Raw genomic sequence first — 12102 nt, 5'->3', positions numbered from 1 at the left:
GCCCACGGCCCGTCCGCCCCGCGCCCGCCGGCCCTTCTCCCGACGTTCCCCCTCACGAGGAGCCCCATGTCCCTGTCCCCACCGCGGCCGCCGCACCGGCCGCGGGCCCGCCGCCGGCTGTCCGCCGTCGCCACCGCCCTGGTCTGCGCGCTGACCACCGGTACCGTCCTGGCCGCCACCGCGCCGGCCGTCGCCCTGGTCCCCGGCCACGGCGGCGCCGACGACGACCTGGCCCCACACGTCACCTCGCCCCGGGTACTGGCCGAGATGCGGGACGACGAGGTCGCGGCGCTCGGCCAGGAGCACGCCGAGGAGCACGCCCGCATGCGGGCGGCCGTCCGCGGCATCGGCGACTACCCGCAGACCACCCGGACCAACCGGCTCAAGGCGCTGACGGACTCCCAGACCACCACCAACGCCGGCTTCGACCCGACCGTCTTCGGCGCGTTCAACCAGTACTTCTCCTCGCCCGACTTCGGCGACCACATCGCACTGCTGCCGACCGGCAAGGTACTGGTGTTCTCCTTCGAGCGGATCGAGACCAACCCGGAGAAGGAGCCCGCGCCGACCCAGACCACCGGCAAGGAGAACGCCGGCCGGGCCTACCTGTGGGACCCGGCGAAGGGCTACGGCGAGGACGCCTTCAAGGAGGTCACCCCGCCGGTCGTCGACATGCCGGACGGGCTGAACGAGCCCCGCCCCGCCCCGTTCTTCTGCTCCGGCCACTCGTTCCTGCCCAACGGCATGCTCGGCGTCTTCGGCGGCAACCTGGGCGGCAACGGCGGCACCGGCGCCAAGCTCTCGCTGATCTTCGACCCGTGGACCGAGACCTGGACCAGGAACCCGGACATGTCGGTGGGCCGCTGGTACCCGTCCGTGGTCACCGGCGCCGACGGCCGGCAGCTGATCATGTCCGGCCAGTCCGAGCTGGGCTGGGGCACCCCGACCCCGGTGGTCGAGCGCTTCCCCGCCAAGGGTCACCCGGTGCCCTCGCTCAAGACCGAGATCCCGAAGAACACCCCGGTGGACCGGTTCAAGGCCGACGCCCCGTTCACCCTGGACTACCCGCACCTGTTCTCGCTCAACGACGGCAACATCTACGGCTTCGGCCGCCAGGCCGACGAGCAGTGGAAGTTCGACCCGGTCGCCGAATCCCGCAGCGACCTGGCGGCCCGCCCGGACGGCCGCAAGCGCAACTACGGCTCGGCCGTCATGCTGCCGAGCGGCCCGAACGGCCCGGACTCCGCGCTGGTCCTCGGCGGCGACCGGGACAACCCGAGCACCCTGCGCTTCTCCAACGGCAGTTGGACCGCCGAGAAGTCGCGGGCGTTCGGCCGCACCCAGGACGACACCATCCTGCTGCCCGACGGCAAGCTGATGACCGTCAACGGCGCGTACGACATCCGCGACTACGGCAACGGCCCCTACAACCCGAACGCCGACCTCAAGTACCGCCAGATCGAGCTGCGCGACGCCCAGGGCAACTGGAAGCTCGGCCCGGTCCAGCGGCTGCCGCGCGGCTACCACTCCAACGCCGTGGTGCTGCCGGACGGCCGCGTCATGGTGACCGGCGACGAGCTCCAGCAGCTCGCCAACAACCCGGACATCAACGGCACGGTGAGCGGCATCCCCGGCACGACGGGCCCCGTCACCATGAACGGCACCATCGAGATCTACGAGCCCGCCTACCTCCACCAGGGCAACCGCCCCTCGCTCGACCGGGCCCCCACCACACCCGTCGGCTACGACAAGAACTTCCTGGTCAGCACCTCGACCCCGGAGCGCGCGTCCAAGGCCGTCCTGCTGGCGCCGACCACCTCCACCCACTCGGTCAACACCAGCCAGCGCCACATCGAACTGCGGCTCAGCAGCCGGGCCGGCAACCGGCTGGAGCTCCAGGCGCCGCCGGACGCCAAGGCCGCGCCGCCCGGCTGGTACATGCTCTTCCTGCTCAACGACCAGGGCGTGCCCAGCGTCGCGCAGTGGGTACAGCTCAGCTCCTCGGCCTGATCCCCCTCACCCATCCCCACCCGGAGGAACCCCATGGCAACGGATCTGAGACTGCGCACGAGCGACGAGATCCAGGGCGACGTCGTCGCCGGCTTCAAGAAGGACAACGTCACGCTGCTGTTCCTGAAGTTCGAGGACGCGGCCCGGGCCCGCAGCTGGCTGCGCGTGCTGGCCCCGCAGATCGCCACCACCCGCCAGGTCGCCGACTTCAACGAGGCGTTCAGCGACGCCCGGAAGTCCTCGGGCGGCGACGACCCCAAGACGCTCAAGGCCACCTGGCTGGGCGTCAGCCTCACCTACGAGGGCATGCGCCAGCTCTCCGCGACCGACCCGTTCGAGATGGCCCCGCCGCCCGGCAGCGGTCTGGAGGCGTTCAAGGAGGGCTCGGCCAAACGCGCCGGCGCGCTCGGCGACACCGGCGACAACTCGCCGGAGAACTGGCTCTTCGGCAACGGCAAGAACCAGCCCGTGCACGCGGTGCTGACGATCGCCTCGGACACCGAGGCGGACCTCGCCGCCGCCGTCACCGCCCAGCGCGAGGCCGCCGCCGAGGCCAAGATCGTGATCATCTTCCAGCAGAACGCGAAGACCCTGCTCGGCAGCCGCCGCGGCAAGGAGCACTTCGGCTTCAAGGACGGCATCAGCGAGCCCGGCGTCCGCTTCTTCGACCGGCCGAACCCGGACAACCAGGAGGAGGTCGAGAACCACCCCGGCACCCGGATCATCCCGGCCGGCGAGTTCGTCGTCGGCGAGCAGCCCGCCCCCGGCAGCTTCACCGACTTCCCCGAGTGGGCCCGCAACGGCTCCTTCCAGGTGGTCCGCCGCCTCGCCCAGGACGTCCCCGGCTGGTGGTCGCAGGTCTCGGTCAAGCTCAAGGAGCTGAAGCAGGCCAAGGCCGTCCCGGAGACCGCCACCGCCGAGTGGCTGGCCGCCCGGCTGGTCGGCCGCTGGCGCTCCGGTGCTCCGGTCTGCAAGCACCAGGACCGGGACGTCCCGAACAACCCGAGCGCCTCCTCCGACAACGACTTCGACTTCCGGGACGACCTGGAGGGCCTGGCCACCCCGCTCTTCTCGCACCTGCGCAAGACCAGCCCCCGCGCCGGCCTTCAGGCCCCCAACCCGAGCCGGCCCCCCTTCGACGCCAAGGAGCTGGACGGCCGGCGGATCATGCGGCGCGGCGCCCCCTACGGGCACCCGTTCGACCCGGCCTCCGAGGGCCCCGGCGGCCCGGACGACCCGCGCGGCCTGCTCTTCGTCTGCTACCAGGCCGACATCGCCCGGCAGTTCGAGTTCATCCAGGCCGACTGGATGGACGAGCCGGACTTCCCGCCCGGCCGCAACCCGCAGCCCGGCAAGGACCCGGTGACGCAGGAGGCCGACAACGTCGACTTCGAGAGCCGCGGCCCGGACGGCGCGATCAAGCACACCCCGCTGAGCTTCCAGCAGTTCGTCCAGACACAGGGCTCGGTGTACGCGTTCGCACCGTCCATCAGCACCCTGAAGGCGCTCGCCGAAGGACGGCTCACCGGGCAGTCGCAGGGCCAGCAGGGCGGCCAGACCACCCCGCAGCCCGGCAGGGCGTACCCGGCCGACGATTTCGTCGCCGTGCCGGACCAGTGGCGCAAGGGCGGGCAGAGCCAGTTCTGGGCCTGCCACGGCGACCGGTACCGGAAGATCTCGGTGGCCGACGGCTCCGCGCACACCGACCGCACCGTCAAGGGTGACGGCCGGCTCGGCGACCACGCGTGCGTCCAGGGCATCGGCCGGATCGACTGCGTGCTGCCCATGCCCGACCTGCAGAACCCCGGTGGCAAGAGCTGGTACTGGGTGTTCCACAGCACCGGCGGCAAGCAGCAGTACCGCGCCGTCTCGATCACCTGCGGCAGCAACCACAGCGGCGCGCTGGAGCGCCCCGACCGCGACCTGACGGCCTGGGCGTCGCTCGGCGGCGTCGGCCGGGTGGACTGCTTCCTCCCGGTGCCGGACCAGCAGCGGGTCGGCGGCAAGAGCTGGTACTGGGTGTTCCACACCACCGGAGGCCGCCAGCAGTACCGGCTGATCTCGATCGCCGACGGCGCCGCCCACACCGACATCTGCGAGCGCACCGACCGCGAGCTCTCCCAGTGGGGCTCCCTCAACGGGGTCTCCGCGGTGAACTGCTTCCTGCCGGTGCCCGACTGCCAGCGGGTCGGCGGGAAGAGCGAGTACTGGGTGTTCCACGGCGAGAACTACCGCCGGATCTCGGTCTCCGACGGCAGCGGCCACCCCGACCGCCAGATCGCCGGCGACCGCTCCTGCGACGCCTGGAACTCGCTGCTCTGAGCCCTCCCGCCGCAGATCCCCGACGCTCCGCCGGCCGGGGATCCCCGGCCGGCGGAGCCGCTCGCCCGGAAGACCCCCGCCCCCGGTACGCGCCACGCACCGGGGGCGGGGGCGTACCCGCGCGGGCACGCCCTAGGCTGCCGCCATGGTGACGTTCGACGATTTCCGGGCGATGGCACTCGCCCTGCCCGAGGCCGAGCAGCAGCCCACCTGGGAGATCGAGACCCTGAGGGTCCGTACGAAGATCTTCGCGATGGGCTCCCCGGACGGCGAGACCGTCAGCGTCAAGGCCTCCCGGGAGGACCAGACCGAGCTGCTCGCGGCCGAGCCCGAGGTGTTCTCCTACCCCAAGTACGTCGGCCGGCACGGCTGGGTCGGCGTCCGGCTCGACCGGGTCGACCCCGAGGAGCTGCGGGACCTCCTCACCGAGGCCTGGCGGCTGACCGCGCCGAAGCGGCTGGTCAGGGAGTTCGACGCGGACACCGCCCGCTGAGACCTCCGTGACGCCGGCCGGATACCTCCGGTTCATGTGATCCATCCCACAGTTTGAGGCGCCCCGGCATTCCGCCGGGCGCCCTAGGCTTGCGCAGGGAACAGCAGTCGAAGTTGGCAGGCGTACCACCCTCCGGGCCCCGCCCGTGGAACGGTCACGGGCCCCAAGGGAGTTGACGCGATGCGCCGTCGGCGGTGGAAGCGTGTACTGATCGGTGCCTTCGCAGGGTGTGCCGTGCTCGCCGATGCCGGCGCCGCCGCGGCCCAGGCCGCCGCCTCCACCGAACAGCTGGCGATCTCCACGCCCCCGGCCGGCAGCAGCGCCTGGGTCCAGGACCACTCCTTCGACCGCAGCCTGCCCGACCCGGCCACCACCACACCGGCCGCCGCCGCCGAGTTCTTCGCCTCGCTGGCGCCCACCGAACTGGACCGGCTGATCCAGGACTACCCGCTGGTGGTCGGCAACTTCGACGGCGCCCCGGTCGAGCTGCGCTACCGGGCCAACCGGATCGCGCTCACCGCCGAACGCGACCGCGCCCGGGCCCGCGCCGCCGACCGGAACCTCGACTCCGACCTGCGGGCGCTGGCCGTCTCCCGGGCCAACGACGTCGACCACCTGCTGGCCCCCGAGCGCCAGGTCCTCGCCTTCGACCCGCGCGGCCGCGGACTGGTCAGCGAGGTCTGGGGCGACCTCACGGACGCCGACCGGATCTCCGTCGTCGTCCCCGGCTCGGACGCCGACCTCGGCCACTTCGACCAGGCCGTCGAACCGCTGCGCTCCCCCGCCGGGATGGCCCGCGCGCTGTACGCCGAGGAGCGGCGGCAGGCGCCCGGCACCCGCACCGCGGTGATCGCCTGGACCGGCTACGTCACGCCCTCCGGCCTCGGCCCGGACGCCGTCACCTCCCGGCTCGCCGACTTCGGCGCACCCCGGCTGGAGCGGCTGCTCGCCGGACTCAAGGAGACCACCCGGCCGGACGTCCCGCCGTCCCTGCTCTGCCACTCCTACGGTTCGGTGGTCTGCGGCACCGCCGCGCCCGACATCCCGCGGGCGGCCGCCTCGCCGTCCGACACCTCCGGCGTCACCGACCTGATGGTGTTCGGCAGTCCCGGCATGGGCGTGCAGAGCACCTCCGAGCTGGGCACCGGCGTCCACGTCTGGGCGACCCGCAACGGCAGCGACTGGATCGGCAACGTGCCCTACCTGGAGGTCGGCGGGCTCGGCCACGGCGCCGACCCGACCTCGGCCGACTTCGGCGCCGAGCAGATCTCGTCGGCCCGCTCCTCCGGCCACAACGGCTACTTCACCGAGGGCACCGACAGCCTGCACAACTTCGCGGCCATCTCCCTCGGCCACTACCAGGACGTGGTCCGCCCGGCCGCGGACGCGTGAGACTCGCGGGTCGTCAGTCCCGGTAGAGCCGGGCGGCCTCGGCGGCCGCCCGGGCCAGCTCCCGGCGGGCCGCCGGCGGCGAGAGCACCTCGGCGTCCGCGCCGAAGGAGAGCAGGGCGCGGACCGACGGCAGCGCCTGGAACCCCAGCGCCAGCTCCACCCACTCCTCGGGGGCCCCGGTCCCCGCGTCGGGCGGCGGGGGCGAGGTGAGCCGGGCGCCGTGGATCCGGACGAAGATGTCCACCCGACCGCGCCGCACCCGGACCTTCACCGGCACCTCCTTCGGCGGCCGCTCGACCTGCTCGCGCAGCACCGCCCAGGCCTCGCCCAGCCCGACCCCCGGGCGGCGGCGCACCGGCTCCTCGGCGGCCTCGGCGGTGACCACCCGATCGGCCCGGAACAGCCGGGGCTCGCCGCGTAGATCGGCCACCAGGTACCAGACCGAGGCCTTGGAGACGAGGCCGTACGGGTCGACGGTGTACTCGACCGGGGCCGGCGTGCCGCTGTGCCGGTAGCGCAGTCGCAGCCGGCGGTCGGCGAAGACGGCGTGCTGCAACTCGCCGAGGTCGGGGCCCGCGGGCGCGCCGGGCTGGAGCCAGCGCGCCGGGTCGACCAGGACGCGTTCGCTGATCCGCTCCGCGGCCGGGCGGTGCGGGGCGGGCAGCGCGGCCATCACCTTGCGCAGCGCGGAGCCGAGTGCGCCGTCGAGCCCGAGGTCGCTGTGCGCGCCCTGGGCGGAGAGCACGAAGAGGGCGCGCGCCTCGTCCGCGGTGAGGCCGCTGACGTCGGTGCGGTAGCCGGGCAGCAGCGCGATCCCGCCGTGCCGGCCGCGCTCGGTGTAGACCGGGACGCCGGCCGCGGAGAGCGACTCCACATCGCGGTAGATGGTGCGGACCGACACCTCCAGGCGGTCCGCCAGTTCGGTGGCGGACACCCGGCCGCGGGTCTGGAGCAGCAGCAGGATCGAGAGCAGGCGGTCGGCCTTCATGCCGGAAGGATCGCAGAAACCCTGACGCCCGTTGTCAGCTTTACCGGGAGATTGCCTCCGGGAGGGAAACCCCTTCCGTGACCGGGCCACGGCCGGGTGCGGGCCGCGGCCGGGTGCGGGCCACGGCCGGGTGCGGGCCGGCGGGCCGCCCCCGGGGCCGCCGCTATTCGCGGCCGACCGAGGTGAACGTCATGTCCGGGTAGCGGTCGCCGGCCACCTGGCCGGAGATCGGCTCCAGGACGGCCAGCTCCTCGGCGGTCAGGCGGAGCGTGGCGGCCGCGGTGTTCTCGGCGAGCCGGCCGCGCCTGCGGGTGCCGGGGATCGGCACGACGGTCAGACCGTGGACCTCGGCCCGCTGGTGCACCCAGGCGAGCGCCACCTGGGCGGCGGTGATCCCGCGGGCCGCCGCGATCTCCCGGATCGGCTCGACCAGCACCAGGTTGGCCGCGGCGTTGGCCCCGCGGAACCGGGGCTGGGTACGGCGCACGTCGTCCTCGGCCAGCTCCTCGGCGGCGGCGAAGGAGCCGGTCAGGAAGCCGCGCCCGAGCGGCGAGTACGGCACGAAGGCGACACCCAGCTCGGCGGCGGCCGGCACCGCCGAGCGCTCGACGTCCCGGGCGAAGACCGACCACTCGGACTGCAGGGCCGCGATCGGGTGCACCGCGTACGCCTCGCGCAGCTCGGCGCCGGTCACCTCCGAGAGCCCCAGGTGGCGCACCTTGCCGGCCGCCACCAGCTCGGCCATCGTGCCCACCGACTCGGCGATCGGCACGGCCGGGTCGCGGCGGTGCATGTAGTAGAGGTCGATCACGTCCACGCCGAGCCGGCGCAGCGAGGCGTCCACGGCGGCGCGGATGTACGCCGGGTCGTTGCGGACGCCGCGGTGGGCCGGGTCGTCCTGCTTCCGCTCGAAGGCGAACTTGGTGGCGACCACCACCCGGTCGCGGTTGGCGCGGACGAAGGGGCCGATCAGCTCCTCGTTGCGGCCGAACCCGTAGGCGTCCGCGGTGTCGAACAGGGTCACGCCGCCCTCCAGCGCGGCGTCCAGGGTGGCGAGTGCCTCGGAGGTGTCGGTCGGGCCGTAGAACTCGCTCATGCCCATGCAACCGAGGCCCTGGACACCCACGACCGGACCGTCGGTGCCGAGCTGGGCGGTGGGGAGGGTGGGGAGACTCATGCGCTCTGCTTCCTCTGCGGGCGGTCCGCCGGTTCGCCGCGGTCGGCGATCTTGCCGGCGTAGAGATCGATCTTGTAGTCGATGACGGCGAGGGTTGCGTGGAGGTCGGCGATCCGCTGCCGGACCTCGTCCCGGTGGGCGACCAGCAGGTCGCGCCGGTCCTCGAGGGTCTGCTCACCACGGCGGGCCAGTTCGACGTAGCGGAGCATGTCGGCCACCGTCATGCCGGTCAGCCGCAGCCGGCCCAGGAAGGCCAGCCGGTGCAGGTCGGCGTCGCGGTAGCGGCGCTGGCCGGAGGCGGACCGGCCGACCGGGTCGAGCAGGCCGATCCGCTCGTACCAGCGCAGGGTGTGGGCGGTCAGTCCGCTGGCCGCCGCCACTTCGCTGATGCTGTGCCGGGGGGTGCGGTCCGGCTCGCCGAGCGGTGTGTTGAACACGTCGGAACACGTCCGCAGATCGACCTTGATCGGCGTGAGCATTGCCATGACCGGAACCCCCAGTGGTGTGCGGTGGCCCACGCGGTGGTGGGTCGGTACGACGCTAATGAGTTGGAGTGCACTCCAAGCAAGCCTGCCACCCGGGTGGTCCCGCCAACCGGCTCGCACCGTCCCGTTAGAGTCGGGCGCATGGAGAGCTTGCGGATGATCGAGACCTGGCCGGTGCCCCACGCCGCGGCGGCCGTGGTGCGGGGTGCGGACGGCGCGGTGCTGGGCGGGCACGGCCCGCAGGACCACCTGTTCCCCCTGGCGTCGGTGACCAAGCTGCTGACCTCGTACGCCGTGCTGGTCGCGGTCGAGGAGGGCGTCTTCGAACTGGACGACCCGGCCGGGCCGGAGGGCTCCACCGTCCGCCACCTGCTGGCGCACACCTCGGGCCTGGCCTTCGACGAGCACCGGGTGATGGCCGAGCCGGGCAACCGCAGGCTCTACTCCAACGCCGGCTTCGACGTGCTGGCGCAGACCCTCCAGCAGGCCTCGGGCATCGAGTTCGGCCGGTACGCCGCCGAGGCCGTGTTCGAGCCGCTCGGCATGCGCTCCACGCTGATCAACACCGCGCACAAGTCCCCCGCCGGGGCCGGCGGCCTCTCCACGGTGGCGGACCTCGCGCTGTTCGCGGCCGAGCTGCAGTCGCCCGAGCTGCTGGACCCGTCCACCGTCCGCGCGGCCACCCGCGAGGTCGCCTTCCCGGGCACCAGCGGCGTGCTGCCGGGCTTCGGCCACCGCCGGCCGAACGACTGGGGCCTCGGCTTCGAGATCCGGGACGGCAAGGCGCCGCACTGGACGGGGACGGCCAACTCCCCCGCCACCTTCGGCCACTTCGGCCAGTCCGGCACCTTCCTCTGGGTGGACCCCGAGGCCGGCGTGGCCTGCGTCGCGCTCACCGACCGGGACTTCGGGCCGTGGGCCGCGGAGGTCTGGCCGGCGCTCAGTGACGCGGTGCTGGCCGGCCTCCCCTCCTGAGAAGGAGCCGGACTCCCCGCCCGGGCAGGGCCTGTCAGCCGTACGACACCGGCGAGTGCATCTCCCAGAGCAGCAGCTCGGCGCCGGTCTCGCCGGCCGTCGGGTCGGCGAAGGCCCCGCCGGTGATCCGGACGCTGTCGCCGGGCGCCATCGAGCGCCCGCCGCCCTGCGGTCCGGGCACCGTGCGGTAGCCCAGCGAACCGGCCGTCAGGTGCGCGTACCGCCAGGCGGCGGCCGGGAGTTCGGGCAGCGGCTGCCACGGCCCGGCGGTGGCCAGCCAGAGCGCGGCGTCGCTGCGGCGCAGCCGCAGCGCGTCGGTGCCGGCGTCCCGGTCCAGCCCGGAGGCGAGCAGTGTCAACCCGCCGTCCGCCGGTTCCACCCGGCGCAGCCCGTACGCCGGGGGCGCGTCGAACACGTCCGGCTGGAGCCACATCTGGACGAAGCGGACCGGCCCTTCGGCGCCGCCGACGTTGCGTTCGGTGTGGGTGACGCCGGAGCCCGCGCTCAGGTGCTGGACCATGCCCGGACGGACGACGCCGCCGTGGCCGTGGGAGTCCCGGTGGGCCAGCGCGCCCTCCAGCACCCAGGTGACGATCTCGGTGTCCCGGTGCTTGTGCTCGTCGAACCCGGAGCCGGGGGCGAGCCGTTCCTCGTTGCACGCGAGCAGCGCGCCGAAGTGCGTGTTCCTCGGGTCGTAGTGGCCGGAGAAGGAGAACGCGTGTCTGGTCTCGATGCCCTCGGCCGGGGCGGAGAGGTAGCGCTCCGCGGTACGGCGCAGGTCGGCGCGGGGGCGGGCGGGGGCGTCGGTCACGGGCCCCACGGTAGCCGGTGTGACGGCTGCCACCGTGCCGCTCCGCCGGGGGCTGTGCACGAGCAGTCACTCCGGTGAGGCAGTCTTGTCCTTGTGCCAGCCGCATCCGCGAACTCCAAGAGCGATCCCACCGCCCAGCCCCACCAGGACGGGAAGGGCCCGGCCCCCGGGGCCGGCCGCGACCGGCCCGGCCGCGCTGCGCCGCGTCTGACCGCGCAGGAGCGCAGACTCGCCGCCGAGCGGGCCGAGCGCCGGGCCGCGACGCTGAAGCGGCTGGAGAAGTCCGCCGGCAAGCTGGCCACCGCCGCGATCGCGCGGATGGACGACCAGCTCGGCTGGTACCGGCGGATGCCGCCGGAGCACCGCTCCTGGATCGGTCTGGTCGCCCAGGCCGGTATCGCCGCCTTCACCGAGTGGTACCGCCACCCCGACGCCCCGCAGGCGATCTCCACCGACGTCTTCGGCACCGCGCCGCGCGAGCTGACCCGGGCCATCACCCTGCGCCAGACCGTCGAGCTGATCCGCACCACGATCGAGGTGATGGAGGAGGCCATCGAGGAGGTGGCCGCCCCCGGTGACGAGGCCGACATGCGCGAGTCCGTGCTGGTCTACGCCCGTGAGATCGCCTTCGCCACCGCCCAGGTGTACGCCCAGGCGGCCGAGGCGCGCGGCGCCTGGGACGCCCGGCTGGAGGCGCTGGTCGTCAACTCGCTGCTCTCCGGCGACGCCGACGAGGGCGTGCTCTCCCGGGCCGCCGCGCTCGGCTGGGGCCAGCCGAGCCAGGTCCGGGTGGTGATGGGCAGCGCCCCCGACGGCGACAGCGAGCTGGTGGTGGAGGCGATCCGCCGGGCCGCCCGGTACGCCAAGCTGCACGTGCTGACCGGGGTGCTGGGCAAGCGCCTGGTGGTGGTGGTCGGCGGCGACAAGGAGCCGGTGCACGCGGCCCGGGCGCTGATCGGCCAGTTCGCGCCGGGCCCGGTGGTGGTCGGCCCGACCGTGCCCGACCTGCTGTCGGCGACCCGCTCGGCGCACGCCGCCGCGGCCGGCCTGCGGGCCTGCGCCGCCTGGCCGGACGCGCCCCGCCCGGTGCTGGCCGACGACCTGCTGCCCGAACGGGCGCTCGCCGGCGACCAGGCGGCGCGCCGTCAGCTGGTGGAGGAGATCTACACACCGCTGGACGAGGCCGGCTCGGCACTGCTGGAGACCTTGAGTGTCTACCTGGAGCAGGCCTCCTCGTTGGAGGGAGCCGCCCGGATGCTCTTCGTCCACCCCAACACGGTGCGCTACCGGCTCCGACGTGTGACAGACGTCACGGGCTACGCTCCATCCGACGTACGTTCGGCGTTCACGCTGCGTATCGCACTGGCGCTGGGACGACTCACGGCCGCCGGGGAGCCGAGCTGAGCCCGATGTAGGGAACTTACAATCCCGGATGCTTTTCTTCGTTAC

10 protein-coding genes are annotated in these 12102 nt (G+C 73.5%); 6 read left to right on the top strand and 4 right to left on the bottom strand.

The annotated features are described in order from the left end of the window. Positions 1 to 66: 66 nt before the first annotated feature. The 4 genes from ACZ3YO_RS00110 (at position 67) to ACZ3YO_RS00095 (ending at position 6217) form a co-directional block, all read left to right on the top strand. Positions 67 to 2010, top strand: coding sequence for a galactose oxidase-like domain-containing protein (locus ACZ3YO_RS00110; protein WP_465562802.1), 1944 nt, complete (start codon positions 67 to 69; stop codon positions 2008 to 2010). A gap of 33 nt (positions 2011 to 2043) precedes the next feature. Beyond that, positions 2044 to 4332: a Dyp-type peroxidase gene (locus ACZ3YO_RS00105; RefSeq protein ID WP_465562799.1), complete on the top strand. Its 2289-nt coding sequence runs from the start codon at positions 2044 to 2046 to the stop codon at positions 4330 to 4332. Positions 4333 to 4477: 145 nt separating this feature from the next. Continuing rightward, positions 4478 to 4825, top strand: a complete 348-nt coding sequence (locus ACZ3YO_RS00100; protein WP_396319612.1) for an MmcQ/YjbR family DNA-binding protein — start codon at positions 4478 to 4480, stop codon at positions 4823 to 4825. Between the two features lie 234 nt (positions 4826 to 5059). Beyond that, positions 5060 to 6217: an alpha/beta hydrolase gene (locus tag ACZ3YO_RS00095; protein WP_465562795.1), complete on the top strand. Its 1158-nt coding sequence runs from the start codon at positions 5060 to 5062 to the stop codon at positions 6215 to 6217. A gap of 13 nt (positions 6218 to 6230) precedes the next feature. Here ACZ3YO_RS00095 and ACZ3YO_RS00090 read toward each other — a convergent pair whose 3' ends face one another. From ACZ3YO_RS00090 to ACZ3YO_RS00080, 3 genes are all read right to left on the bottom strand, one after another. Beyond that, complete coding sequence (locus tag ACZ3YO_RS00090) at positions 6231 to 7205, bottom strand: helix-turn-helix transcriptional regulator (RefSeq protein WP_465545288.1); 975 nt, start codon at positions 7203 to 7205, stop codon at positions 6231 to 6233. A 163-nt stretch (positions 7206 to 7368) separates the two neighbouring features. Continuing rightward, the gene (locus ACZ3YO_RS00085; protein ID WP_465562792.1) at positions 7369 to 8382 is read right to left on the bottom strand and encodes an aldo/keto reductase; all 1014 of its coding nucleotides are present in this window, start codon (positions 8380 to 8382) and stop codon (positions 7369 to 7371) included. Then, the gene (locus tag ACZ3YO_RS00080; RefSeq protein ID WP_465562789.1) at positions 8379 to 8867 is read right to left on the bottom strand and encodes a MerR family transcriptional regulator; all 489 of its coding nucleotides are present in this window, start codon (positions 8865 to 8867) and stop codon (positions 8379 to 8381) included. The genes ACZ3YO_RS00085 and ACZ3YO_RS00080 overlap by 4 nt, the downstream gene beginning before the upstream one ends. A 141-nt stretch (positions 8868 to 9008) precedes the next feature. Between ACZ3YO_RS00080 and ACZ3YO_RS00075 the strand changes: the two genes are divergently transcribed. Next, positions 9009 to 9842, top strand: coding sequence for a serine hydrolase domain-containing protein (locus ACZ3YO_RS00075; RefSeq protein WP_465562787.1), 834 nt, complete (start codon positions 9009 to 9011; stop codon positions 9840 to 9842). A 34-nt stretch (positions 9843 to 9876) separates the two neighbouring features. Here ACZ3YO_RS00075 and ACZ3YO_RS00070 read toward each other — a convergent pair whose 3' ends face one another. Continuing rightward, positions 9877 to 10653, bottom strand: a complete 777-nt coding sequence (locus ACZ3YO_RS00070) for a pirin family protein (protein WP_465562784.1) — start codon at positions 10651 to 10653, stop codon at positions 9877 to 9879. A 207-nt stretch (positions 10654 to 10860) separates the two neighbouring features. On the opposite strand from ACZ3YO_RS00070, the gene ACZ3YO_RS00065 reads away from it, so the two are divergent. Then, positions 10861 to 12057 (top strand): PucR family transcriptional regulator, encoded by a 1197-nt coding sequence (locus ACZ3YO_RS00065; RefSeq protein ID WP_465564114.1) that lies wholly within the window; start codon positions 10861 to 10863, stop codon positions 12055 to 12057. Positions 12058 to 12102 lie beyond the last annotated feature (45 nt).

It is taken from the genome of Kitasatospora sp. NPDC022785, from assembly GCF_055561295.1.
The sequence above is the reverse complement of the archived record's forward strand: the minus strand, read 5'-3'. Positions and strand labels throughout refer to the sequence as shown.

Bases quoted from the DNA above. Each gene is read 5' to 3' on its own strand.
- ACZ3YO_RS00075 (WP_465562787.1), top strand. From the start codon at position 9,009: ATGGAGAGCTTGCGGATGATCGAGACCTGGCCGGTGCCCCACGCCGCG.
- ACZ3YO_RS00105 (WP_465562799.1), top strand. From the start codon at position 2,044: ATGGCAACGGATCTGAGACTGCGCACGAGCGACGAGATCCAGGGCGAC.
- ACZ3YO_RS00090 (WP_465545288.1), bottom strand. From the start codon at position 7,205: ATGAAGGCCGACCGCCTGCTCTCGATCCTGCTGCTGCTCCAGACCCGC.
- ACZ3YO_RS00100 (WP_396319612.1), top strand. From the start codon at position 4,478: ATGGTGACGTTCGACGATTTCCGGGCGATGGCACTCGCCCTGCCCGAG.
- ACZ3YO_RS00110 (WP_465562802.1), top strand. From the start codon at position 67: ATGTCCCTGTCCCCACCGCGGCCGCCGCACCGGCCGCGGGCCCGCCGC.
- ACZ3YO_RS00085 (WP_465562792.1), bottom strand. From the start codon at position 8,382: ATGAGTCTCCCCACCCTCCCCACCGCCCAGCTCGGCACCGACGGTCCG.
- ACZ3YO_RS00080 (WP_465562789.1), bottom strand. From the start codon at position 8,867: ATGGCAATGCTCACGCCGATCAAGGTCGATCTGCGGACGTGTTCCGAC.